The organism is Kribbella sp. VKM Ac-2571 (genome assembly GCF_004362255.1).
Taxonomy (GTDB): Bacteria; Actinomycetota; Actinomycetes; order Propionibacteriales; family Kribbellaceae; genus Kribbella; species Kribbella pratensis.
Window position 1 is genome coordinate 151,486 of the sequence record NZ_SNWS01000015.1, and the last position, 23,852, is coordinate 175,337.

The window sequence follows — 23,852 nt, forward strand, 5'->3', positions numbered from 1 at the left end:
CCGATGAGAATGACCTGGGTGCAGCCGGAGGACCTCCTCCCGCACCAACTGGTCCAGGCGCGGTCGGAGGGCGTTGACGTCACCGACGTGCAGGCCCGCTGGATCGCCGCCGGAGGTACGACGGACGCCCCGGTGTCCGGTGCCTCCGACGAGCCGGCGACGCCCGCGCTGCGTGCGCTTGCTCGCGAGCTGCTCGACGTGCTCGACGCCAGGACAGGGGAGTGGCGCGAGCCCGCGATTCCGGAGTTGCCCTCGCTGGGCGAGTCGGTCGAGCTCGAGACCCGGACGTTGAACGCCTGGCTCGGGCGGATGGCCGGGAATCTCCTCGGGAAGCCGGTGGAGAAGATCCCGCGCGAGGGCATCCGGGAGATCCTGGCCAGCTCCGGGCAGTGGCCGTTGACCCGGTACATCACCGCCGTCGGCGTACCGGACGAGGTGCAGCAGCGGTGGCCGTGGAACCGGCGGTCGAAGGTGAACAGCCTGCGCGAGGTCATCGACGGCATGCCCGAGGACGACGACATCAACTTCGCGATCCTGGCGCTGTTGATGATGGAGCGGTTCGGGCCCGGGCTGACCACGGACGACGTGGCGCAGAGCTGGTTGAACGACCTGCCGGCCGGCCGCGTGTTCACCGCCGAACGTGTTGCCTACCGCAACCTTCTGGAGGGGGTCGAGCCGGCCCGCGCGGCCGTCGTCGGGAACCCGTTCCGGGAGTGGATCGGTGCCCAGATCCGGACCGACGCGTACGGCTGGGCGCATCCTGGCGACCGGACCGCGGCGGCGCGGCTCGCGCTCGTCGACGCCCGCCTCAGTCACACCGGCGCCGGCGTCGACGGCGCGCTCTGGGTCGCCGCGATGTCGGCCGCCGCTCTCGTGCTCGACGATCCGGTCGAGGCAGCGGTCGCCGGCCTGGACGTGATCAGCGGACAGGGCGCGATCGCCCGCGCGGTCCGGTTCGGACTGACCCTCGCCGATGCCGGGCTGGACGACGCGCTCGACGCCTTGCACGCGGAGTACGGCGACCTGCATTGGGTACATGCGGTGAACAACACCGCGCTCACCGCCTACGCGCTGACTGCTCCGGATTTCACCACGGCGATCGGACGTGCCGTGATGGGCGGCTGGGACACCGACTCGGCCGGCGCTACGGTGGGCGCGGTTTTTGGCGCGACGCGGGGGATTCCGGCACAGTGGTCTGCACCACTGGACAATCGGGTGGCCACCAGCCTCCCGGGGATGAACCAGATCGCGATCGACGAGCTGGCGCGGCGGACTGTGGAGGTGGCCCGGGGTGGAGCCTGAGGTTGTGGTTGTCGGTAGCGCGAACGTGGACCTGGTGCTGCCTGTCCAGCGGATCCCACGGCCGGGGGAAACGGTCCTGGCGGGAGCCATGACGCGTGGCCCGGGCGGCAAGGGCGCGAACCAGGCGGTGGCCTCGGCGCGGGCCGGCGCGCGGACCGCGATGGTGGTCGCCCTGGGCGACGACGAAGGCGGTGCGCTGCTGCGGGCGGCGCTCGAGGGCGTGGATCTGACGTTGGCGACGACCAGCGACGCCCCGACCGGTACGGCGATCATCACGGTCGAGGAGAGCGGTGAGAACTCGATCGTGGTCGCGCCCGGAGCCAACGGTGAGCTGACGCTGTCGGCCGAGGCTGTGGCCGCTGTCGGACAAGCGAAAGTCGTGCTTTCCCAATTGGAGATCCCGTTCGGGACCGTCGCGGCGGCGGCCGCTGCCTCGTCGTACTTCATCCTGAACGCGGCGCCTGCGGCCGAACTGCCGGACGAGCTGCTGGCCGAGGTCGATCTGCTGGTGGTGAACGAGACCGAGGCCGAGGCGATCGCCGGGGCGGACCGGTCCGCGCTGCTGAAGAAGGTGCCGGCCGCGGTCGTCACGCTCGGCGGGGCCGGCGCGGTGATCCTGACCCGGGACGCCGACGAGATCACGGTTCCCGGCGTACCTGTCGAGGTCGTCGACACGACCGCCGCCGGGGACACGTTCTGTGGAGTGCTGGCCGCTGCGTTGGCTGCCGCCTCAGCTAACGACTCGATCACGGCCAGCGACCTGACGAACGCGGTCCGACGCGCTAACGTTGCTGCTTCATTGAGTGTTCAGGCCGCGGGGGCGATTTCCTCGGTGCCTCACGGGGATGCAATCGACGCGCGTTATGCGGAGGTGTACCTGTGAATCCGCTCGAACCGCGGCCCATCGATCGACCCGCCCGGGTCGATGTGGGGCTCGGGACCGACTTGTCCTTCCTGGACGACGCCAAGATCGTCGGCGCGCCGGAGGACCCGGCCGACCTGCCGCGGTGGCGCGCGAAACTGGCCGAGTGGCGGTTCGGCGCCATCGAACGGACCCGGTACGACGGATCGCACTACGACGAGCCCGGCCGCGAGTGGACCCAGACGACGTACTCGGTGGCGCTCGTCTGGCTCTGGGACGACCTGCTCTACAACGTCGAGACCGGGAAGTTCACGCCGGAGAAGTTCGTCGAGCACGGGGTCGCCGAGTTCGGCGGGTACGACGCGATCGTGCTCTGGCACGCGTACCCGGTGATCGGGATCGACGACCGCAACCAGTTCGACTTCTACCGCGACGTACCCGGTCTGCGGGAGCTGATCGACGACCTGCACCGGCTCGGCCTGAAGGTGTTCTTCGACTACAACCCGTGGGACGTCGGCACCCGCCGGGCGGACCGCTCGGACGCCGACGAGTTCGCGACCCTGGTCACGGACTACGCGGTCGACGGCGTGTTCCTGGACACCCTCAAGGAGGGCGACCCGAAGTTCACCCGCGCGATCCGGCAGGCGAACCCGGCGATCGCGCTGGAGGGCGAGTCACGGTTGCCGATGGCAAGGATCAGCGACCATGCGTTGTCCTGGGCGCAGTGGTTCGCCGACACGCACGCGCCGGGCGTACTGCGGGCGCACCTGTTCGAGCGCCGGCACATGATGCATCACACCCGCCGGTGGAATCGTGACCACAGTGACGAGCTGCAGTCCGCCTGGGTGAACGGCGTCGGCATGCTGGTGTGGGAGTCGGTGTTCTCGGCGTGGGTCGGGTGGAACGCCCGCGACCGCGCGACGCTGCGCCGGATGGTCGCCGCCCAGCGGGCGTTTGCGCCGGTGCTGATCAACGGCGACTGGATCCAGCTGACGCCGGAGATCCCGGAGAAGGCCCGCGACCACGGCGTCTACGGGTCCCGGTTCGACCTGGCCGACATCACGTTCTGGACGCTGATCAACCGCCACGACGAGGACTTCGACGGCATCGTGCTGCGCTCCGAGGACCAGGTCGGCGACTGGTACGACGTCACCTCGGGCGTGCCGATCACCGCGGACGACGACGGCGTACACCTCACCGTGCCGGGGCGCGGCGTCGCCGGGATCGTCCGGGTCGGCGCAACCGCCGGCGCGTCCTGCCGGGCAACCGCACGCAAGCTGGGCACGATGCCGCGGGCGCACGTCAACGAGTCCGCGTTCCCGATGCGTCCGGCGGAGCGGATTGTGGTGCCTGGCGTTTCAGGTCCGGCGGAGATCGGTCCGACGCTCGACGTGCCGGCCGGGGAGCGGACGTTGACCGTGCGGCACCGGCGGCGTGAGACCGGGCTGTACGACACCGCGCCGTACGTCGAGGAGTGGAAGCCGCTGCCGCCTCGGCTGCACGACCTGCAGACGGTCGAGCGTCAGGTCTCGTTGCCGGGCGTCGCGGTGGCTGTTGCCGAGGTGACCAACGCGGAGTACTTGGCCTTTGTGCAGGCGACCGGCTATCGGCCGCTGATCGCGAACCGGTTCCTGAAGCACTGGATCGACGGTGCTCCCGTCCCCGGGACCGAGGACCAGCCGGTGACGTACGTCGACCTCCCGGACGCGCGGGCGTACGCCGCGTGGCGTGGCGGCCGGCTGCCCACCGAGGACGAGTGGCAGATCGCCGCCCTCGAAGAGGGATTCATCCGGCGCGAGCCGCTGGTGTGGAACCTGACCGAGAGCGAGCACCGCGACGGCCGCAGCCGATTCTGCATTCTCAAGGGCGGTTCGCACTATGTTGCCGAGGGCTCCGACTGGTACGCCGACGGCGGCCCGCAGGAGCCGGACGTCAGCTTCAAGCTGGTGCTGACCGGCGGCGGGCTCGACCGCTCGGAGAACATCGGCTTCAGGTGCGCCGGATGAGGCCTGCTCCGCTCGACGGGGTGAAGGTGCTGGAGGCGGCGACGCTGTTCGCGGGACCGCTGGCGGCGACCTTCCTCGGCGACTTCGGCGCCGACGTCACGAAGATCGAGCACCCGTCCCGGCCGGACGCCGCGCGCACGCACGGTGCTTCCAAGGACGGCGTCGGGCTGTGGTTCAAGACCCTCGGCCGCAACAAGCGGCTCGCGACCCTGGACCTGTCCCGCGGCCGGGAGCTGTTCCTCTCGCTGGTTCGGGACAACGACGTCCTGGTGGAGAACTTCCGCCCTGGGACGTTGGAGCGGTGGGGCCTCGGACCTGACGTGCTCCTGGACGTGAACCCGCGGCTGGTGATCGCGCGGGTGACGGCGTTCGGGCAGGTCGGGCCGTGGTCCCGGCGCCCCGGTTTCGGGTCGTTGGCCGAGGCGATGAGCGGATTCGCGGCGGTCACGGGCGAGCCGGACGGGCCGCCGACGCTGCCGCCGTTCGGACTCGCGGACGGGATCACCGCGCTCGCCACGGCGTACGCCGTCCTGGTGGCGCTGCGCGAGCGCGACAGGTCCGGGACGGGGCAGGTGATCGACATGGCGATCATCGAACCGATCCTGATGATGCTCGGCGGCGGCATCACGGCGTACCAGCAGACCGGGTACGTGCAGCCGCGGCTCGGGAACCGGTCGTCGAACAACGCCCCGCGGAACGTGTACAAGACGCTTGACGGGCGATGGGTGGCCGTGTCGACGAGCTCGCAGAGCATCGCCGAGCGGGTGGTGACGCTGGTCGGGCGCGCGGACCTGGTCGCGCAGCCGTGGTTCGCGACCGGACGTGAGCGGGCCCAGCACGCCGACGAGCTGGACGACGCGGTCGGCTCGTGGATCGCGGCGCGGCCGCTGGAGCTCGTGATGGAGGAATTCGAGAAGGCCGAGGCCGCGGTCGGGCCGGTGCACGACATCCGCGGCATCATGACCGATCCGCAGTACGCCGCGCTCGGGACGATCGTCAGCGTGGACGACGACGAGCTCGACGGACCGGTGCAGATGCAGAACGTGCTGTTCCGGCTGTCCGAGTCGCCGGGGGCGATCAAGTGGGCGGGCCGGCCGCACGGCGCGAACACCGACGAGGTGCTCGCCGAGATCGGCGTCACGCCGGATCAGCTCGCGGCGCTGCGCGCAGCTGGAGTGGTGTGAAGTGCTGACGGCACTGTATGTTCCGGCGAACCGGCCGGACCGGTTCGCGAAGGCAGTTGCCGCGGGCCCCGATCTGGTGGTGTTCGATCTCGAGGACGCGGTACCGGTCGCCGACAAGGCGGACGCGCGCGGCTGGGCGGTGGCCTGGATCGCGGTGAACTCCCACCGGCCGGTGGAGGTTCGCGTGAACGCGCTCGGCACACCGTGGATCGCGGACGACCTGGCGGCGATCTCCGCCGTACCCGGGGTGCGGATCCGGGTGCCGAAGGTCGAGAGCGCGGCGGATGTGCGGGCGGTCCTGGAAAAGGTGCCGTCGGCAAGGATCACAGCGCTGATCGAGTCGCCGCTGGGCCTCGAGCGCGCGTTCGAGATCGCGACTGCCGATCCGCGTGTCATCGCGATCGCGCTCGGTGAGGCGGACCTGTCCAGTGCGCTCGGGGTGGACGGCCCCGAGGGTCTCGCCTGGGCGCGCGGCCGGCTCGTCTCGGCGTCACGGGCCGCGGGCCTCGGCGCGCCGATGATGTCGGTCTACCCGAACGTGCAGGACCAGGACGGTCTCCGCCGCACGTCGCAGGAAGGCCGCGCGCTCGGATTCGTCGGCCGTACGGCGATCCACCCGCGGCAGCTCGCCACGATCGTCGAGGCGTTCACCCCGTCGGCGATCCAGGTCGCCGAGGCGGAGGCGCTGCTGGCCGCCGTCGAGAAGGCGGATGTCGCCCACGGCGGCGTGATCGTGCTCCCCGACGGTCGCATGGTCGACCCCGCCATGATCGGCCGCGCCCGCGAGCTCACCACCCTCATGCAAGAGATCGAAGCCCGCTCCGGTTAGGCTCGAACCATGCTGCCGCGCAGTGTTGATGCCGTGGTGATCGGTTCCGGGCCGAACGGGCTGGTGAGCGCGATCACGCTCGCCGATGCCGGCTGGGACGTGCTGGTGCTGGAGGCCGCCGACACGTTCGGCGGTGCTGTCCGCTCGACCGAGGGCGGCGGCTGGATCAGTGATCGTTTCAGTTCGAACTACCCGCTCGGGGTAGCGTCACCGGTGCTCCGGGCGCTGGAGCTCGAGAAGTTCGGCCTGAAATGGGCGCATGCGCCGCTCCCGCTCGTCCATCTGCTCGACTCCGACGGCGCCGCGGCCGCGATCCACCCGGATCCGGAGGACACCGCGAAGTCGATCGGCGCGGAGCACCCGGGCGACGGTGACGCGTGGTTGCGCCTGTATCAGCAGTACGTGTCGATCCGGGAGCCGTTGCTGAAGGCGCTGCTGACGACCTGGCCGCCCATCGGTCCTGGGGTGAAGCTGGCCCGGAAGCTCGGTTCGGCCGGGGAGCTGCTGCGGTTCGCGCGGTTCATGGCGATGCCGATGCACCGGATGGGCCAGGAGCTGTTCGACGGGCGGCAGGGCCCGGCGATCATCGCCGGGAACTCGCTGCACGCGGACGCGCCGCTGTCGGGCGCCGTCAGCGGGACGATGGGCTGGCTGCTCGCGATGCTGGCCCAGGACGTGGGCTTCCCGGTCGTCGCCGGCGGATCCTCCGCGTTCTCCGGCGCGATGGTACGACGGGCCGAGCGGGCGGGCGCGTTGCTGGTTTCGGGCACGCCGGTGACCGGTCTCGAGGTGTCCGCGGGCCGAGTGACCGCCGTACACACCGCATCCGGCGAGAGCGTACTCGTCGAACGCGCCGTCGTCGCGGACACCTCCGCGCCGGTGCTGTACGGCGAGTTGTTGCCGCAGGTCCTCATTCCGGGCGGGCTGCGGCGGGATCTGGACGACCGGTTCGAGTGGGACTACCCGACGGTCAAGCTGAACTTCCGGCTGAACGGCCCGATCCCGTGGCTGGCTCCGGAGGCGCGGTCGGCCGGCGTGGTGCATCTCGGTGGGACGGCCGACGAGCTCGTGCACTTGTCCGCCGATCTCGACACCGGGCGGGTGCCGTCGCAGCCGTTCCTGTTGATCGGCCAGACCACGAAGTCGGATCTGACCCGGTCGCCGGACGGAACCGAGGCGGTCTGGGCGTACGCGCACCTGCCGCGCGGGGTCGCCGACGACGCCTCGGCGGAGAAGCTGGCCGGCCGGATGGAACGTGCGATCGAGCGATTCGCCCCCGGCTTCGGCGATCTGGTCATCGACCGCGATCTGCAGCGTCCGTCCACGCTGGAGTCGGGGAACGCCGCGCTCGGGCTCGGCGCGGTCGGCGGCGGCACGATGCAGCTCCACCAGCAACTGATCTTCCGCCCGACGATCGGCCTCGGCAGCGCCCGCACCTTCGTCGAGGGCCTGTACCTGGGCAGCTCTGCCATCCACCCCGGCGGCGGCGTCCACGGAGCCTGCGGCCACCTCGCCGCCCGAACCGCCCTCCGCGACGCCTCCCTCCTGGGCCCCCTGACCCGCAAACTCCCCACCGCCACCCTCCGCCACCTCCAACGGTGAGGCTTGACGAAGGAGCATGTAGGGCTCGGGTGGCGGCTGCCCGGGTGGGGCGGTTGGCGACTGTGGGTGTGGACCTGCGACCGCACATTGTGCCGGTGACGTACGTCGTACATGGCGACGAACTGTTCATCGGCATCGACCACAAGCCGAAGTCGACGACTGCGCTGAAGCGGTTGCGGAACATCACGGCGCATGAGCGGGTCGCCGTGCTGGTGGACGAGTACGACGAGGACTGGACGCACCTGTGGTGGGTCCGGGTCGACGGGGTCGCGCGCGTGGTGCCCGAGCACGCGGCGGCGGTCGAGCTGCTGGTAGCCAAGTACCCGCAGTACGAGGCCGAGCCACCGCAAGGTCAGGTCATCACGATCCGAGCCGACGGATGGTCGGGCTGGTCGTTCAGTTGACGTGCAATCTCGACAGGACGTATCGCACTCCGATCCCAGCCGCCAGGCGGGCGATCGACGCAAGTCGGCCCGATCGGTCCGACACATCCTGTCGAGCTTGCACGCGGGCGGGAGTTGTACATGAGCCGACGCGTAGGCTGCCGGGGTGGAGGAGCGCGTGAGTGTGGAGGGGCTGCTGCGGGAGCTTGCGCCGCAGGTGCTGGGGTTTCTGGCTCGGCGGCACGGGCAGTTCGACCTGTGTGAGGACGCCGTACAGGAGGCGTTGCTGGCGGCGGCGACGCAGTGGCCGGTGGACGGCGTACCGGCGAATCCGCGGGGCTGGCTGATCACGGTGGCGACGCGGCGGCTCACGGACGCCTTCCGGAGCGAGAACGCGCGGCGGCGGCGCGAGGACAACGTCGCGGCGATGGCCGGGCCCGAGGAGCTGGTCTCGCCTGCAGCCGATGTGGGCGAGGCACCGGACACCGACGACACGTTGACGTTGCTGTTCCTGTGCTGCCATCCGGCCGTGACGCCGGCCTCGCAGGTCGCGTTGACGTTGCGGGCGGTCGGCGGTCTGACCACCGCGGAGATCGCGCGCGCGTTCATGGTGCCGGAGGCAACGATGGCGCCGCGGATCAGTCGGGCGAAGAAGAGCATCAAGGCGGCCGGCAGCCGGTTCGTGATGCCGCCCGAGTCGGAGCGAGCGGACCGACTGCGCGTCGTACTGCAGGTGCTGTACCTAATCTTCAACGAGGGCTACACGGCCAGCTCGGGCGAGGACCTGCAACGGGTCGAGCTGACGGCGGAGGCGATCCGGCTGACGCGGATGCTGCGCGCCGCGCTGCCCGACGACGGTGAGGTCGCGGGCCTGCTGGCGTTGATGTTGCTGACCGACTCACGCCGTGCGGCGCGGACGACCGCGGACGGCGGCCTGGTGCCGATCGACGAGCAGGACCGGTCGTTGTGGGACCGTGCGCAGATCACCGAAGGTGCTGACCTGATCCTGCACACGCTGCAGCAGGGCGCGGTCGGGTCGTACCAGTTGCAGGCCGCGATCGCCGCCGTCCACGCGGAGGCGCCGAGCGCGGACGAGACCGACTGGCGGCAGATCCTCGCGCTGTACCTGCTGCTCGAGAAGCTCGCGCCGAACCCGATGGTGACGCTCAACCGCGCGATCGCGCTCGCCCAGGTCGAGGGTCCGCAGGCGGGTCTCGACCTGCTCGCGACGCTCGAGGACGACAAGAACATCACCGAGACCCATCGGCTGGACGCGGTCCGTGCGCACCTGTACGAGCGCGCGGGGGACCCGGCCAAGGCACACGAGCATTACCTGGCCGCAGCCCGCCGTACGACGAGCCTCCCGGAGCAGCGCTACCTGCAGGCGAAGGCCGACGCGCTCACGGGATGACCACCCGGCGGCCGGTCTCGTGGGATTCGATGGCGGCGTGGGCGAGTGCGAGGGCCCGGCGGCCGGCGCGGGCGTGCACGGGTGGTGGGTCGCCGGCGCGGAGTGCGGTCAGCAGCGCGTCGACGTGGCGGTCGAAGGTGCCCGCGAAGTTGCGGGCCTCGTCGTCGAAGTACGTCGAATGCCAGCGCTGCTCGACCGGGTCGCCGGCCTTGGAGAACGTCAGCGCGCGGACGGTGTCGTGGATGACGAGGCGGCCCAACGTGCCGTTGATCTCGATGCGTTGGGTGTCGGGGTAGGCGTACGACGAGTCGTACGTGCCGAGCATCGTGCCGACCGCACGGTTCTCGAAGTCGACCGCGAGCGCGAGCGTGCTGAACGCGCCGTACGTCTTGTCGGTCAGGTGCGCGGAGACCGCGGAGATCGGGCCGACGAGGTGTTCGAGCATGTCGAAGCCGTGGCACTGGGTCTCGATCAGGTTGGCGTGCGGGGACCGGCCGTGGTTCGCCTCGCCGCCGAAGCGCCAGGTCGCGAAGATCAGGTCGCCCAGCTCGCCCGCGTCGATGAGGGCCTTCGCGCGTTGTACCGGCTCGGCGTACCGGTGGTTGAAGTTGATCGCGAAGAACCGGTCGCCGGCTTCGGCGAGCAGTGTGTCCGCCTCGGTGAGGTCGAAGACGAGCGGCTTCTCGACCAGCAGCGGTACGGCGGTACGCACGAGCTTCAGCGTGACGTCGTAGTGGTCCTCGTTCGGCAGGCAGACCGTGACGAGCTCGGGGTGCTCGGTGCGCAGCATCTCGTCGAGATCGGTGTACGGCGTCGCGCCGTACCTCTCGGCCCGTGCCTGGGTGCGGGCCGGTGTGCGGCCGCAGACCGCCACGAGGTCGGTGTCCTCGCGGCGGCAGAAGATGCGCGCGTGGTGCTCGCCCCAGCCGCCGGCGCCGACCACGGCGACCCTCACGAGGCGCCGTCCTGGGTGACGACGACCTTGCCCGTTTCGCCCGCCATGAACAGCCGGAACGCCTCGGCAATGTCCGCGACCGGGAAGCGGTGGCTGATCACGCGTCCGATGAGCTCCTGATGTTTCTGGAGGAGCGCGAGGTTGCCGGGCATCTCGTCGTACCGGAAGTACTCGCTGCCGATGACCGCGTGCTCGGGGCTGATCAGGTCGCGGGACACGTCGAGCGTGACCGATTCGCCGTGGCCTACGCAGATCAGGGCGCCGCGCGGGCCGAGGATGTCGAGCGCCGCGCGGCGGGCGGATTCCTTGCCGGACGCGTCGAACGCGAGATCGGGGTTCCCGGCCTTGGTGAGGTCGTCGGCGAGGAGCGGGATCGCGCCGAACGATTCGGCGAAGTCGAGCCGCCAGCGGGAGAAGTCGGAGATGTAGACGGGTACGTCGTACTTGAGCTTGCTCATCACGGTCAGCCCGAGCCCGATCGGTCCGGCGCCGGCGATGTAGACGCTCTCGACGTCCTGCCGGACCAGCGCGGCGCGGCCGAGGGCGTGGCTGCTGGTGCCCATCACGTCGAGCAGCATCGTCGCGTTGCCGATCTCGATGTCGTCGGTGATCGGGAAGAAGTTGGACTCGTGCACCAGTTCGTACGGGCCGTAGCCGCCGTCGTGGGTGAAGCCCATGTCGGCGCGCTTGGCGAGGCACTGGTTGGTCGCGTCGTACTTGCAGCTTCGACATTCGCCGCAGAAGTCCATCAGGAAGACGGCGCCGCGGGTGCCGACGGGTGTGGTGGTGCCCTCGCCGGTCTGCAGGACGGTGCCGGCGGCCTCGTGTCCGGGGACGACTGACGAGCCGTCGTAGAACTGGTGGCGGTCGGTGCCGCAGAGGGCGTTGGCCTGGACGGCGAGGAGGAGCTGCCCGGGTCCGGGGTCCGGGTACTCGTGGTCCGCGAACTCGATGGTGCCGGCCCCGGTGAACCTGGGGGCGAGGGCGGTACGCGTCATGCCGCCGGAATTTACTACGTAGCAAATCCTGCCCACAAGGGGCTGGCGGTGACCGATGTGTCAGCGGTTGGTGCTCTCCCGAACGCGGAGCTCGTACCCGGCCATCCGGTGCTGCGGGACATGATCCTCGTCCAGCTGCTCCTCGAGCAGGTCGAGTGCCATGCTCGCGATGTCGTCGAGCAGCGGTGCGACCGTGCTGAGCGACGGCGTGGACAGACCGGCCTCGACGATGTCGTCGAAGCCGATCACCGAGACCTGACCCGGTACGTCGATCCCGGCGCGGACCAGGGCGCGGATGGCACCGAGCGCGGCAGAGTCGTTCATCGCGAAGATCCCGTCCATCGCGAGGATCCCCGCTCTCCCGGTGGACAGCGCTCTCTCGGCGAGCAGCGCGGTGACGGCGTCGGCGGCCGCCGCGGTCGTCCAGTCGCACTCGACCACCAGGGCCGGATCTGGTTCGATCCCGTACTTCTTCAACGCCGCTTGGTAACCCTGCCTGCGCAGCTGGTACGAGCGCCTCGGTCCGTGGTTCGCGCCGAGCAGCAGGATCCGCCGGCGGCCGCTGTCGAGGAGATGGGTGACGGCAGCCTGGGCGGCCTCGCGGTTCTTGATGCCGACGTGGTCGATCGCGCTGCCCGGCTCGCGGTCACCGATCAGGACCACCGGGTGCGTACTGCGTTGATCGGTGCGGCCGAGGGAGACCGCGCTCATGATCACGCCGTCGGTGAGGATCTCGCCGCCGCCCCGGAGCAGCTCGAGTTCGGTCTCGTGGCTGCCGCCGGTGGTCTCGACGAGAACGGTCGTGGAGCGCTGTCTCGCGGCGGAAACGACCGCCTCGGCGAGGTCTGCGAAGTACCGCTCGCGAAAAGTCGGGACGGCCAGCGTCACGGTGCCGGTCCGGCCGCTGCGCAGCCTGCGGGCGGCCGTGTTCGGGCGGTAGCCGAGGGCGTCGAGGCTGGCCTGGACCCGGGCCCGGGTCGCGGGGGAGACGTGGACGTAGTTGTTCACCACGTTCGAGACGGTCCGCTGCGAGACGCCCGCGTGCCGGGCCACGTCGGACATGCTGACCGCCACCGCTGCACTCCTTCTGAGCCTGGGTTGGTCAGGTTACAACGGGTAAAGCGTGACCTGGGTTGTAACTTCGGTTTACAGTAGCGGCATGAGCATCGAGGAGCGGACGCGTGGGCGGCGGGACGCGATCGGAGTCGGGGTCGCCCTGCTGAACCGGCTGGCCCAGTGGCGGGCGATCGATCGGCTCGGGCTGCGCAAGCCGGCCGAGCGGGCGGTGTTCGAGGCGACCAAGACCGGTTTCCGGACGGCGGGGGTGCTGTCCCGGCGATTCTCGGCGGCGACGAAGCTGACCGCGCCGTCCCGGCTGCCCGCGGCGAAGGGGACCGGGCGGTTCGACCTGACGCCGACCGAGGACCAGCAGATGATGGTCGACGTCGTGCGCTCGTTCGCCGCCGACGTACTGCGTCCCGCTGCCGCCGCCGCGGACACCGCGTGCACCACGGACCCCGAGGTCCTGGAGTCGTCGGCCGAGCTCGGGCTGAGCCTGATCGAGGTCCCGGAGGAGCTCGGCGGCATCGTCACCGAGCGGTCCGCGATGACCGGCGTACTGGTCGCCGAGGCCCTCGCGCACGGCGACCTCGGGCAGGCCGTGGCGTGTCTGGCGCCGTCCGCGGTGAGTACGGCGATCTCGCTGTGGGGCGACGAGACGCAGCAGGCGACGTACCTGCCGGCCTTCACCGGCTCGTCGGTGCCGGCAGCGGCGCTAGCGCTGCTCGAGCCACGGCCGTTGTTCGATCCCTTCGAGCTGCAGACGCGGTTCACCGGCGGGCTGCTGAACGGCGTGAAGTCGCTGGTTCCGCGCGCCGCCGAGGCGGAGCTGTTCGTCATCGGCGCGCAGACCGACGCCGGGCCGCGGTTGTTCGTGGTCGAGCCGGATCATCCCGGTGTCACGATCGAGGCCGAGCCGTCGATGGGTTTGCGGGCCGCGTCGCTGAGTCGGGTGATTCTCGCTGACGTTCCGGCTGTCCCGCTCGGATCGGTGGAGGACTATGCCGAGTGCGTGCGGTTGTCGCGGCTCGGGTGGTGCGCATTGTCGCTGGGTACGGCGCGGGCGGTGCTCGACTACGTCACGCCGTACGTCAACGAACGCACCGCCTTCGGCGAGCCGATCAGCCATCGGCAGTCGGTGGCTTTCATGGTCGCGAACATCGGGATCGAGCTCGAGGGCATGAAGCTCGTGACGTACCGGGCCGGATCGCGGGCCTCACAAGGCCTTCCCTTTGCCCGGGAGGTGGCGTTGGCGCGCCGGTTGTGCGCAGAGAAGGGCATGCAGATCGGGACCGACGGCGTACAGCTGCTCGGCGGGCACGGGTTCGTGAAGGAGCATCCGGTGGAGCGGTGGTACCGCGACCTGCGGGCGATCGGCGTGATGGAAGGTGCGGTGCTGGTCTGATGATCAACCTCGAGACTCCTCGCAAGTTCAGGGCCTTCGTCAATCAGGCGCATCAGGTCGCGGCCGAGATGCTGCGCCCGAACTCGCGCCGCTACGACCTGGCCGAGCACGAGTACCCGGTCGAGCTGGACATGCTCGCCGCGATGGTCGACGGATTAGGGGCCTCAGGCACCGGTTCCGGCGCGGGTGCCTCCGGCGTACGGCGTACCGCTGCCGCCTCCGACGGCACCGAGGACGGCGTCGTGAACGGGTCGAACCTGTCGTCGGTGCTGTCGATCATGGAGATGTGCTGGGGTGACGTCGGGCTGCTGCTGTCGATGCCGCGCCAGGGCCTCGGCAACTCGGCGATCGCGTCCGTCGCGTCGGACGAACAGCTGCGGCGCTTCGACGGCGTGTGGGCCGCGATGGCGATCACCGAACCGGGCTGCGGCTCGGACTCGGCCGGCATCCGGACCACCGCGCGGCTCGACGGCGACGCCTATGTGCTGGACGGCGAGAAGATCTTCGTCACCGCCGGCGGCCGCTGCGACGCGGTCGTCGTCTGGGCGACGCTCGACAAGTCGCTCGGCCGGGCCGCGATCAAGTCGTTCGTGGTCATGAAGGACACGCCCGGCATGACCGTCGAACGACTGGAGCACAAGCTCGGGATCCGCGCCTCCGACACCGCGACGATCCGCTTGGAGAACTGTCGCGTCCCGCGCGAGAACCTGCTGGGATCCGCGGACATCGACAAGGGCTTCGCCGGGGTCATGCAGACCTTCGACAACACCCGCCCGCTGGTCGCCGCGATGGCTGTCGGCTGCGCCCGCGCTTCCCTGGAGCTCACCCGCGAGTTGCTGTCGGAAGCCGGCGTACAGATCGACTACGACCGGCCCGTCCATCTGCAGTCCGCCGCGGCCGCGACGTACCTCGCCATGGAAGCCGACTGGGAAGCCGCCTACCTCCTCACCCTCCAGGCCGCCTGGATGGCCGACAACGGCCAACCCAACTCCCTCCAGGCCTCCATGGCCAAAGCCAAGGCCGGGCGCTCCGCCAACGACATCACCCTCCGCTGCGTAGAACTGACCGGCTCCCTCGGCTACTCCGAACACCACCTCCTCGAAAAGTGGTCCCGAGACAGCAAAATCCTCGACATCTTCGAAGGCACCCAACAAATCCAACAACTAATCGTCGCCCGCCGGTTGCTGGGCAAGACGTCCGCCGAACTCAAATAGCCTTGATTGCCGGCGTCAGTTCGTGTGGCAACGGTCTGAAGCCGGTCAGGGGGGTTCGACGAGGCTGCGAACGGCGGTTTGCAGGGCGGTGCGGTGTTGGTGCAGTCGGTCGGGTGAGAGTGGGTCCTTGCCGCCGGCGGCGAGGAGTGCGGGCGGGGCGCTGAGCCAGCTCTCGGTCAGGCGGAGAACGAAAGCGAACAGGTCCGCGGCCGGGATGTCGGTGCGGATTCGCCCGGCGCGTTGGGCCTTCTCCACGGCCTCGATTCTCGCCTGGAACGCGCCGCGCTCGGCGTCGGACGGTTCGGTCTGCTCGAAGCTGCGCCAGGCGGCGATTCTGCGCGAGTCGGGGTTGGCCAGGATGTAGTCGAAGCGGGCGGTGGCGAACGCGCACAGGTCGCCGTCGTCCATGGGCGCGGACTTGAGGACTGCATCAGTCTGTTCTTGCACGACTGCGTCGAACAGTTGGTTCTTGTCGCCGAAGTAGACGTAGAGGAGGCGCTTGTTGGCGCCGGCGCGTTCGGCGATTCGGTCGATCCGTGCGCCGGCGAGTCCGTATTCGGCGAATTCTTCGGTGGCTGCTTTGAGGAGCAGTGCCTTGGTTGCCGCCGCGTTACGGGGACGTGGTTTTCGCGCGGCCGCCGCTTCGGACATGTTGATCACCTTACCTGCGTGGTAGTTCGTGCGCCCGGCAGCGCGCAAGGGGTGCCGGGCGCGGAGATGAGGAGCTCAGGTGAGGATCAAAGCGGTGAGCTCGTCGAGATCGCGAGCGCCGGCGGTGGCTCGGGCGATGACGTCACCCGCTTCGTCACCGAGGGGCGCGACAGCGTGGCTGAACAGTTGCATGTCGATGAGTTCGAACGGCTGTAGGTGGTGGACGTTGCCGGTCCGGCTCGAGGCGTTCGACGACGTCCTTGTCGCCGCCGACGATCGTGGTGAGTTGCCGGGCCAGTGCGACCGCGTGGCCGCCGCTGACGGGTGCGTCCAGGACGGCGACCCCGTAGGGCTTGGCGAGGTCGGCCAGGGTCTGGGCGGCCTGGGGCAGCCCGGTGCCGTGATTGACCAGGCTTACCAGGCCACCGGGCCGGCGGCGTCGTAGAAGCCGCCAGTCGGGCCGTCCTGGCCGATCCGAGCGAGGCGGACGATGCTCTCGGCGCCCTGTTCGACGGTCTGGGTCCCGGTGTGGTAGTTGAGGTCGGTGGCGGTGAAGCCCGGGTCCGCGGCGTTGATCCGGATGCCGGGGAAGGCCTTGGCGAGCTGCACGGTGATCATGTTGACCGCGGCCTTGGAGGCCGGGTAGGCGATCCCGGGGTAGAAGCTCGCGGGCGCGGTCGGGTCGGCCAGATCTCGTGTCAACCCCAGTCCACTGCTCACGTTGACGACGACCGGAGCGGCCGAACGTTGGAGCAGTGGCAGGAAGGCGTGAGTGACCCGGACCAGGCCGAAGACGTTCGTCTCGAACGCCGTACGGACGCTGTCGGCGGTGACGTCCGCGGCCGCGACGAAGCCGCCGTCGGGCGTGCGCTCCTCGATTCCGGCGTTGTTGACGAGGACGTCGAGTCCGCCGTCCGCCTCGATCTGCTTGACCGCGGCGGCGACCGAGGCGTCGTCGGTGACATCGATCTGGACGAATCGCGCGCCCAGGCGGTCGGCGGCCTGCTGGCCGCGGTCGGCATCGCGGGCTCCCACGTAGACCGTGTGCCCCGCGGCCACCAACTGACGGGCCGTTTCGTGGCCAAGACCCTTGCTTGCTCCGGTGATGAGTGTGGTTGTCATGACTGGCTCCTTGTGGCTCGTATCTAACTGGATAGTTACAAGCTAGCTCGAGCACCCAGGTAAGTCAACAGTTAGTTACATCCGAAGTGGAGCGCGTCTCCACGGACGCCCTGCGATCTGAGTTGAGATCGCGGTCACAGCGCGTTCTGCGGAACCCGGGACCAAATCAGCTGCCGGCGATGTTGTTACCGGTGACGGCGCAGCCAGCGACGTCAGAAAGGGAGAAACCGTGGCACACGACTACAGGAAGACTCCGGAGGCGGTCAGTCGCCTCACCGACAGCCAGTTCCGCGTGACGCAGAAGGACGGCACGGAACCCGCATTCCGGAACGAGTACTGGGACAACCACGAGCCCGGGATCTATGTGGACGTGGTCTCCGGCCAGCCTCTGTTCTCGTCGACCGACAAGTACGACAGCGGCACCGGGTGGCCGAGCTTCACCAAGCCGATCGCGGACGACGCGGTTCGCACAGTGACCGACAGGTCGCTGTGGATGACCCGCACGGAGGCACGGTCCACTGGAGCCGACAGCCACCTCGGTCATGTTTTCGATGACGGCCCCGCCGCGGCGGGCGGCCAGCGGTACTGCATGAACTCCGCCGCCCTGCGCTTCGTCCCGGTCTCCGAACTGGAGAGTCAGGGGTACGGCGAGTATCGGTCGCTGTTCGAGACAGCCGACACGTCCAGCGACATCACGAGCACCCAGGAGCCTGCATCATGACCAGCGGAATCGACGACAACGGGCAGATCACGCGTAAGCCCGGCACCGAGACAGCCGTCCTCGCCGGCGGCTGTTTCTGGGGTATGGAGGACCTGATCCGCCGGCAGCCCGGCGTACTCGAGACGCGTGTCGGGTACACGGGCGGGCAGAACGAGCATGCGACGTACCGCAATCATCCCGGGCACGCCGAAGCCGTGGAGATCGTCTTCGACCCGGCGCGGACGACGTACCGCGACATCCTGGCGTTCTTCTTCCAGATCCACGACCCGTCGACGGTGAACCGTCAGGGCAACGACGTCGGCACCAGTTATCGCTCGGCGATCTTTCCGCTCACGCCGGAGCAGGAGGAGGTCGCTCGCGACACGATCGCCGACGTGGACGCGTCGGGCCTGTGGCCGGGCAAGGCCGTGACGACGATCGAGCCTGCGGGTCCGTTCTGGGAGGCCGAGCCGGAGCACCAGGACTACCTGGTCAAGTACCCCGCCGGGTACACGTGCCACTTCGTACGCCCGAACTGGGTGCTGCCGCGGCGCGCCACCACCGCCTGATCCGAGGCTACTTCCCGGAACGCGTCCAGGTTGATTTGGGAGGTGCGCCGGCGGAGTTTCGGATGACCACGTGGGTGCCCATCACGGTGTGCTGGTTCATGGCGTGCCGGTCGCGGTTGAGGGCATAGCGTACGGCGGTGCGGCCGAGTTCCTCGTGGTCCACGTGGACTGTGGTGAGCTGCGGTGTGAGGTCTCTCGCCAGCGGGATGTCGTCGTACCCGACGACCGAGACGTCGTCGGGTACCCGCAGGCCGGCTTCTCGTAGCGCGACCAGCACACCGCTGGCCACGACGTCGGTCGCGGCGAAGATGGCGGTGAACTTCTGGCCGCGCCCCAGCAGTTCGCGGGTGGCCTGGTAGCCGGACTCGCGGTCGAAGGTGATCGCGCGGGCCGGTTGCGGCATCACTGGGAGGTGGTGTGCGTCGTGGGCGCGCTCGAACCCGCGCAGACGTCCGTCGATGGTCATATGGCCCGGTTCGCCGGCGCCCAGGAAGGCGATGTCACGGTGACCGAGGGAGATGAGGTAGCTCGTGATGGCGTAGGCGCCGCCTTCGTTGTCGTACTCGACGACTGTCGCGGGTACGTCGGGATCCAGCGGCGGGCGGCCGCACAGCACCAGGCGGGAGCCGGACTTGTCCAGCGCCCGGGCGACCTGAGTCATCCGCTCGACGTAGCTGCGGCTGTTGCTGCCGCCACCGACCAGGACCACTGCCTCGGCCTGCTGCTCGCGCATGAGCTCGATCAGTTCCAGCTCACGTTCGGGATCGCCGTGGGTGGTGCAGACCAGGCACAGCCGGCCCTCGGCGGTGGCCTGCTGCTCGACGCCTTGACCGACGTACGCGAAGGCAGGGCCGACCAGGTCGTGCACGATGAAGGCCACGGTCTTGGTGCCGCCGCCGCCCAGGGCCCGGGCCTGGGCGTTGATGACGTAGTCCAGTTCGCGGACGGCCTTCATCACCCGCGCGCGCGTTGCGGTCGAGACGGGATAGTTGCCGGCGAGCACCCGGGACACCGTGGTGGCGGACACCCCCGACGACGCGGCGACGTCCTTGACGGTCGGACGGTCGCCCGATGTCGGTTGGCGTGCCACCGTGGCCCCCTTCGCAGCTGCTGGAATGGGTCAACGATAGGTCAGGCGACCCGGTCCAGATCGGTGGCCACGATGGCGTGCCGGAACGGGCGGCCGTCCAGGACGCGCTCGAGTTCGTCGACGATGCAGTCGCCCATCCGCGCCAGTTCGTTGCCGTGCGAGCCGGCGACGTGCGGTGTCAGGAAGACGTTGGGCAGCTCCCAGAGTGTGGAGGTGTGAGGCAACGGCTCAGGATCCGTCACATCGAGCACGGCGTACAGCCGTCCCGTCTCGAGGTGGTGGATCAGCGCATCGGTGTCGACGAGGCTGCCGCGCGCGGTGTTGATCAAGGTCGCTCCGTCCCGCAGCAGCGCGAGTTGTTCGGCCCCGACGAGCTGGTCGGTCTGTGCGTTCGCCGGCGCGTGCACGCTGACGATGTCGCAGTTCCGCAGCAGGGTGTCCAGATCGACCAGGCGTACGCCGAGATCGGCAGCGGTGACCGCGTCGACGTACGGGTCGAACAAGTACACGTCGAAGTCGAAGGGGCGGAGCAGTTCGATGACGCGCCGGCCGATCCGCGAGGCGCCGATCACTCCGACCGTCCGGCCGTAGTTTCCGATCCCTGCCTGGACTTCGGCCAGGGTGAAGTTTCTGCTCGCGTGGTACTGGTCGCGGAGACGGAAGACGTCCTTGCCGGCGAAGAGGATCGCAGCAAGGGTGTACTCGGCGACAGGTACGGCGTTGGCCGCGGCGGCCGAGGTGATCGCCAGACCGCGTTCCCAGCATGCCGGAGACAGCAGCGACTTGACCGAGCCGGCGGTGTGCAGGATCGCCCGCAGCTTCGGTGCCGCGTCGAGGACGGCCGCGGTGATCGGTGGGCAACCCCATCCGGTGATCAGGAACTCGGACGAGGCCAGGGCGGCCCGGACGTCATCGGTGTCGAACCGCTCGGCGACGACGGTCTGATCGATGCGCACGAGTTGCTGCAGGCGGTGCATCGATCGTGGTGGGTACAGATCCGGCAGATGGTGAGCACCGAGGGCGAAAAGTGCCGCGGGCCGGTCGGCCACGGGCTCCTCCGTTCATGGTTGGGAGTGTTACTTGACGCTGCCCAGCGTGATGCCGGAGCGCCAGTACCGCTGCATGGACAGCATCAGGGCGACGATCGGGATGAGCGAGACGATCGCTCCGACCATGACCAGTCCGGTCAGGTCGACGGACTGGTCGACCTTGATGTTCAGCCAGGAGTACAGGCCGAGCATGATGGTCCACTTCTGTTCGCCGCGCAGGAACACCAGTGGGCCGAAGAACGAGTTCCAGGAGCCGACGAACCCGAGCAGGAAGATGGTCGCCGAGCCGGTGGTCATCAGCCGTGCTCCGATGGTGAAGAAGGCGCGGTACTCGCCGGCGCCGTCCACACGGGCCGCCTCGAGCAGTTCCGGCGGGATGGCGCCTTCGGCGTACACCTTGGCCAGGTAGACGGAGAACGCGCTGAAGAAGTGGGGCACGATGATCGCCCAGGGCGTGTCGACGAGGTGCAACCGGGTGTAGAGAAGAAACGAAGGGATGGTCAGCAGCGCGCCCGGGATCAGGAACGAGGCGATGATGCAACCCATGAGAACGCCGCGGCCGCGGAACTGGTACATGGCCAGCGCGTATCCGCAGGCGACGCAGATGACGGTCATGCCGACCGTCCCGGCGACGCCGTACAGGAGCGTGTTCGCCATCCAGCGCAGGAAGATGCTGTCGTGATAGGTGAAGAGGTCCCGGATGTTGTCGAAGAGGTGGAAGTCCGCGAACCACAGGCCGTTGGTGGAGTAGAGGTCACGCTGGCTCTTGGTCGCGGAGACGATGAGGAACCACACCGGCGCGATCGAGTAGACGAGGAAGACGACAAGGCCCGTCCAGACCAAGATCCTGGAAAACTTGGACGGATGGTGGCCGGCCGGCAGATCGTCGTCGTACCGGCGCTTGGGAACTGTCACGGTTGTCATGTGGGGGCCTTGTTCGTGAGTTTGTAGAAGGTCGCCGAGACCAGGCCGACCACCAGCGCGAGGACGATGGACAGGGCCGCGGCGTAGTTGAAGTCGCCGACGGCGAAGGCCTGGTTGTAGATGGTCATGATCGGAGTGAAGTCCTTGGTGACGGTCTCCGGCGTCATCGAGCGGAACAGCAACGGTTCACTGAAGATCTGCAGGGTTCCGATGATGCCGAGAACGCTGACCAGGACCAGCGAACGCCGTACGTACGGGACTTTGATCGACCAGGCGATACGCCACTCGGACGCGCCGTCGACCCGTGCGCTGTCGAAGATGTCCCGCGGCACCGCTTGCAGAGCGCCGTACACGATCAGCATGTTGAAACCGATGCTGCCCCACGCGACGAGATTGCCGACCGAGACCCAGATCATCCCGCTGCTGTAGAAGTTCGCGTCGATCCCGAACAGCTTGAAGAACGGCGTGAGCGGACCGACGGCGGGGCTGTAGAGGTAGATCCAGATGAGGGTGGCGACGATACCGGGGCTCATGTAGGGCACGAGCATCGCGATCCGGAGCTTTCCGGCCACGCGTCTGCGAACCGAGTCGAGCAGCAGCGCCAACGCGAGGCTGGTGAGCTGGATCAGTGGGATGACCACGACGGCGAACAGCGCGACCCGCCAGAGGCTGCCCCAGAACTTCACGTCGTGCAGGGCGCGGTCGAAGTTCGCGAGCCCGCTGAACGTGACGGTCTTGTCGCCGAAGCCGAGGCCGGAGCTCTTCGCGGTGTAGAGGCTCTTGCTCAGCGCCATCAGCACCGGGATCACGGTGAAGAGCACGAATCCGGCGAAGAAAGGCGCCGTGAACGACGCGCCTTTGAGGGCTACCGTACTGCGCCAGCGCCCGACGGAGGCGCGGACGTCCCCGGACCCTTGGGCGGGTGGTGAGGTCAGCGGTTCGGACTTCAGGTCCAGGGACATCCGTACTCCTCCAACTCGGTCGTCGGTCTCAGTTCGTGACGCTGATGCCCTTGGCCTTCAGGTCGTCGACGGTGAACTTCTGCATGTTCTCGAGGAGCTGGTGGAACGTGATCTTCTTGGTGACCGCCTGCGCCCACTGGTCCTGCAGTTCCTTGAAGACGCCGGTGTAGTTGGGGCCGACCAGCCAGTTGTCCACGCCGGCCTGGGAAGCCTTGCTGATCACGGCCTTGGCCTCCGAGCGGTGGCTGCCGAACAGCTTCTGCGGTACGGCGGCGTCGATCCACGGCGACGGGTCGGGCATCGCGCCCGGCCAGGCGTACGATCCGGTGGCCTTGTCGTAGGTGGCGTCGATGGCGTCCTTGGTCGTGTTCATCCAGATGCCCGCCTCAGTTGCCTGCTCGGGGTGCTGGCATCCCTTCGGCACGAGCAGTGCGTTGCCGTGCGCGGGAGTCGCGAACTTCGGGGCGCCGGCGAACTGCGGCAGGTCGACCGGCTCCCAGTCTCCTATGGTCTTCTTGAAGTGGAGCTCGTAGTTGGTCAGCTGCCAGGTGGACGTCGGCAGCGAGACCATCTTGCCCTCGTCGAAGTACGCGATCAGGGCGGGCCGGTCCTGGTACGTCTGGTTGGCGACCAGACGGTTGTCCACCAGTTGCTGGAGAATGTTGGCGGCGGCAACGGACTCGGGCGAGAGGAAGTCGACCTTCCAGGCATCGTTCTGCACCGAGTACCAGGTCCCGCCGGCCTGGGTGATCAGGTTGACCAGCGTGCTCGGGTCCTCACCGGCCAGGTTCATCACCTGGACGCCGTGCGGTTTGAGCGCCTTGCCGGCGGCGATCACGTCGTCCCACGTCTTCGGCACCGGTACGCCGTACTTGTCGTAGGCGGCGCGGTTGATCATCATGAACGTCGGCCCGGTGCCGGTCGGGATGCCGTAGTACTTGTCCTGGATCTGGGCGCCCTTGAGTGCGGTGGCCTTGAACTTCGCCTCCGCGGGCTTCACGTAGTCGGTCACATCGGTGAGCAGGCCCTCCGACAGCAGGGCGGGCACGTCACCGAAGTTCTGCGCCAGGCAGGGGATCGCACTGCCGGCCGCGACGGCGTTGCGCAGCCCCGTCGCGGTGGTGGGCAGGTCCGCCTGTTTGACGAACTTGATCTTGATGTCGGTGTGGGTGGCGTTGAACTTGTCGACCACCGGTTCGGCGTCCGTCCAGGCCCAGTACTCGATCTCGACCGGGCCGGACGAGGTGTTCTTGCCGGCGTCGTTGCTGCAGGCGGCCGTGGTGGCGGCCAGGCACAGGGCGAGGCCGGTCAGCACAGCGCGACGACTGGTTCTGGGCATGCGCGTATCTCCACGGTGAGCTAGGGATCGGCGGGTGATGACGAGGTGTCATAGTTAACGATTTCTACGGAACTTAGGAGATGAAAGCCCATAGCGTCAAGGCCTTGTGGTCTTGCCGTACCTCTGGATGCTGCCTAACGTAGAAATCGATAACTACGAGTTCAGCGGCTTGATGGTCGCGTTCGCGGCAGCGCTCCTGCCCGTCACCGAACTCCTCCGCCCATGGAAGAGGTGCT

24 protein-coding genes are annotated in these 23,852 nt (G+C 68.7%); 13 read left to right on the forward strand and 11 right to left on the reverse strand.

The features are described from left to right. Window positions 1-3: 3 nt before the first annotated feature. The 8 genes from EV651_RS29670 to EV651_RS29705 all read left to right on the forward strand — a co-directional run bounded on the left by EV651_RS29670 (window position 4) and on the right by EV651_RS29705 (window position 9,579). Window positions 4-1,302 (forward strand): ADP-ribosylglycohydrolase family protein, encoded by a 1,299-nt coding sequence (locus EV651_RS29670; RefSeq protein ID WP_133788559.1) that lies wholly within the window; start codon window positions 4-6, stop codon window positions 1,300-1,302. After that, window positions 1,292-2,185 (forward strand): ribokinase, encoded by an 894-nt coding sequence (locus tag EV651_RS29675; protein ID WP_133788560.1) that lies wholly within the window; start codon window positions 1,292-1,294, stop codon window positions 2,183-2,185. The genes EV651_RS29670 and EV651_RS29675 overlap by 11 nt, the downstream gene beginning before the upstream one ends. Further along, entirely contained in the window at window positions 2,182-4,170 is a 1,989-nt protein-coding gene (locus EV651_RS29680) for an SUMF1/EgtB/PvdO family nonheme iron enzyme (protein ID WP_133788561.1), read from the forward strand. The genes EV651_RS29675 and EV651_RS29680 overlap by 4 nt, the downstream gene beginning before the upstream one ends. Next, the gene (locus tag EV651_RS29685) at window positions 4,167-5,354 is read left to right on the forward strand and encodes a CaiB/BaiF CoA-transferase family protein (RefSeq protein WP_133788562.1); all 1,188 of its coding nucleotides are present in this window, start codon (window positions 4,167-4,169) and stop codon (window positions 5,352-5,354) included. Before EV651_RS29680 ends, EV651_RS29685 begins: the two co-directional genes overlap by 4 nt. Before the next feature lies 1 nt (window position 5,355). Further along, complete coding sequence (locus EV651_RS29690; RefSeq protein WP_133788563.1) at window positions 5,356-6,183, forward strand: CoA ester lyase; 828 nt, start codon at window positions 5,356-5,358, stop codon at window positions 6,181-6,183. Window positions 6,184-6,192: 9 nt separating this feature from the next. Beyond that, window positions 6,193-7,785 carry an NAD(P)/FAD-dependent oxidoreductase gene (locus EV651_RS29695; protein WP_133788564.1) on the forward strand — a complete coding sequence of 531 codons (1,593 nt, stop codon included), beginning with the start codon at window positions 6,193-6,195 and terminating at the stop codon, window positions 7,783-7,785. Next, window positions 7,782-8,189 carry a TIGR03668 family PPOX class F420-dependent oxidoreductase gene (locus tag EV651_RS29700; protein WP_133788565.1) on the forward strand — a complete coding sequence of 136 codons (408 nt, stop codon included), beginning with the start codon at window positions 7,782-7,784 and terminating at the stop codon, window positions 8,187-8,189. Before EV651_RS29695 ends, EV651_RS29700 begins: the two co-directional genes overlap by 4 nt. A gap of 145 nt (window positions 8,190-8,334) precedes the next feature. Further along, window positions 8,335-9,579 carry an RNA polymerase sigma factor gene (locus EV651_RS29705; RefSeq protein ID WP_133788566.1) on the forward strand — a complete coding sequence of 415 codons (1,245 nt, stop codon included), beginning with the start codon at window positions 8,335-8,337 and terminating at the stop codon, window positions 9,577-9,579. Here the strand turns inward: EV651_RS29705 and EV651_RS29710 are convergent. The 3 genes from EV651_RS29710 to EV651_RS29720 are packed head-to-tail and all read right to left on the reverse strand — an operon-like array spanning window position 9,569 to window position 12,606. After that, complete coding sequence (locus tag EV651_RS29710) at window positions 9,569-10,534, reverse strand: Gfo/Idh/MocA family protein (RefSeq protein ID WP_133788567.1); 966 nt, start codon at window positions 10,532-10,534, stop codon at window positions 9,569-9,571. The genes EV651_RS29705 and EV651_RS29710 overlap by 11 nt on opposite strands. Next, complete coding sequence (locus tag EV651_RS29715) at window positions 10,531-11,532, reverse strand: alcohol dehydrogenase catalytic domain-containing protein (protein ID WP_133788568.1); 1,002 nt, start codon at window positions 11,530-11,532, stop codon at window positions 10,531-10,533. Before EV651_RS29715 ends, EV651_RS29710 begins: the two co-directional genes overlap by 4 nt. Before the next feature lie 60 nt (window positions 11,533-11,592). After that, window positions 11,593-12,606 (reverse strand): LacI family DNA-binding transcriptional regulator, encoded by a 1,014-nt coding sequence (locus EV651_RS29720; RefSeq protein WP_133788569.1) that lies wholly within the window; start codon window positions 12,604-12,606, stop codon window positions 11,593-11,595. An 85-nt stretch (window positions 12,607-12,691) separates the two neighbouring features. Between EV651_RS29720 and EV651_RS29725 the strand changes: the two genes are divergently transcribed. Together EV651_RS29725 and EV651_RS29730 are read left to right on the forward strand one after the other, a co-directional pair. Continuing rightward, window positions 12,692-13,996 (forward strand): acyl-CoA dehydrogenase family protein, encoded by a 1,305-nt coding sequence (locus EV651_RS29725; RefSeq protein ID WP_133788570.1) that lies wholly within the window; start codon window positions 12,692-12,694, stop codon window positions 13,994-13,996. Further along, the gene (locus EV651_RS29730) at window positions 13,996-15,210 is read left to right on the forward strand and encodes an acyl-CoA dehydrogenase family protein (RefSeq protein ID WP_133788571.1); all 1,215 of its coding nucleotides are present in this window, start codon (window positions 13,996-13,998) and stop codon (window positions 15,208-15,210) included. Before EV651_RS29725 ends, EV651_RS29730 begins: the two co-directional genes overlap by 1 nt. A 45-nt stretch (window positions 15,211-15,255) precedes the next feature. Here the strand turns inward: EV651_RS29730 and EV651_RS29735 are convergent, their stop codons facing one another. Further along, on the reverse strand, window positions 15,256-15,861 hold the full coding sequence (locus tag EV651_RS29735) for a TetR/AcrR family transcriptional regulator (protein WP_133788572.1): 606 nt from the start codon (window positions 15,859-15,861) through the stop codon (window positions 15,256-15,258). 18 nt (window positions 15,862-15,879) lie between these two features. On the opposite strand from EV651_RS29735, the gene EV651_RS29740 reads away from it, so the two are divergent. Then, entirely contained in the window at window positions 15,880-16,077 is a 198-nt protein-coding gene (locus EV651_RS29740; protein WP_133788573.1) for a hypothetical protein, read from the forward strand. On the opposite strand, the gene EV651_RS43405 is transcribed toward EV651_RS29740, so the two are convergent. Then, complete coding sequence (locus tag EV651_RS43405; protein WP_133788636.1) at window positions 16,016-16,282, reverse strand: NAD(P)-binding domain-containing protein; 267 nt, start codon at window positions 16,280-16,282, stop codon at window positions 16,016-16,018. The genes EV651_RS29740 and EV651_RS43405 overlap by 62 nt on opposite strands. Next, window positions 16,276-16,983, reverse strand: a complete 708-nt coding sequence (locus EV651_RS29750) for an SDR family NAD(P)-dependent oxidoreductase (protein ID WP_133788574.1) — start codon at window positions 16,981-16,983, stop codon at window positions 16,276-16,278. The genes EV651_RS43405 and EV651_RS29750 overlap by 7 nt, the downstream gene beginning before the upstream one ends. A 229-nt stretch (window positions 16,984-17,212) precedes the next feature. Between EV651_RS29750 and msrB the strand changes: the two genes are divergently transcribed. Continuing rightward, window positions 17,213-17,704: a peptide-methionine (R)-S-oxide reductase MsrB gene (gene msrB / locus EV651_RS29755; RefSeq protein ID WP_133788575.1), complete on the forward strand. Its 492-nt coding sequence runs from the start codon at window positions 17,213-17,215 to the stop codon at window positions 17,702-17,704. Then, complete coding sequence (gene msrA, locus EV651_RS29760; protein ID WP_133788576.1) at window positions 17,701-18,252, forward strand: peptide-methionine (S)-S-oxide reductase MsrA; 552 nt, start codon at window positions 17,701-17,703, stop codon at window positions 18,250-18,252. Before msrB ends, msrA begins: the two co-directional genes overlap by 4 nt. 7 nt (window positions 18,253-18,259) lie before the next feature. On the opposite strand, the gene EV651_RS29765 is transcribed toward msrA, so the two are convergent. Genes EV651_RS29765 through EV651_RS29785 form a run of 5 tightly spaced genes read right to left on the reverse strand, consistent with a single transcriptional unit; the run spans window position 18,260 to window position 23,616 of the window. After that, window positions 18,260-19,342 carry a LacI family DNA-binding transcriptional regulator gene (locus tag EV651_RS29765; RefSeq protein WP_133788577.1) on the reverse strand — a complete coding sequence of 361 codons (1,083 nt, stop codon included), beginning with the start codon at window positions 19,340-19,342 and terminating at the stop codon, window positions 18,260-18,262. Window positions 19,343-19,383: 41 nt separating this feature from the next. Further along, the gene (locus tag EV651_RS29770) at window positions 19,384-20,391 is read right to left on the reverse strand and encodes a hydroxyacid dehydrogenase (RefSeq protein WP_133788578.1); all 1,008 of its coding nucleotides are present in this window, start codon (window positions 20,389-20,391) and stop codon (window positions 19,384-19,386) included. 27 nt (window positions 20,392-20,418) lie between these two features. Beyond that, entirely contained in the window at window positions 20,419-21,315 is an 897-nt protein-coding gene (locus EV651_RS29775; RefSeq protein WP_133788579.1) for a carbohydrate ABC transporter permease, read from the reverse strand. After that, on the reverse strand, window positions 21,312-22,277 hold the full coding sequence (locus EV651_RS29780; RefSeq protein WP_133788580.1) for a carbohydrate ABC transporter permease: 966 nt from the start codon (window positions 22,275-22,277) through the stop codon (window positions 21,312-21,314). The genes EV651_RS29775 and EV651_RS29780 overlap by 4 nt, the downstream gene beginning before the upstream one ends. Window positions 22,278-22,305: 28 nt before the next feature. Next, on the reverse strand, window positions 22,306-23,616 hold the full coding sequence (locus EV651_RS29785) for an ABC transporter substrate-binding protein (protein WP_133788581.1): 1,311 nt from the start codon (window positions 23,614-23,616) through the stop codon (window positions 22,306-22,308). Window positions 23,617-23,852 lie beyond the last annotated feature (236 nt).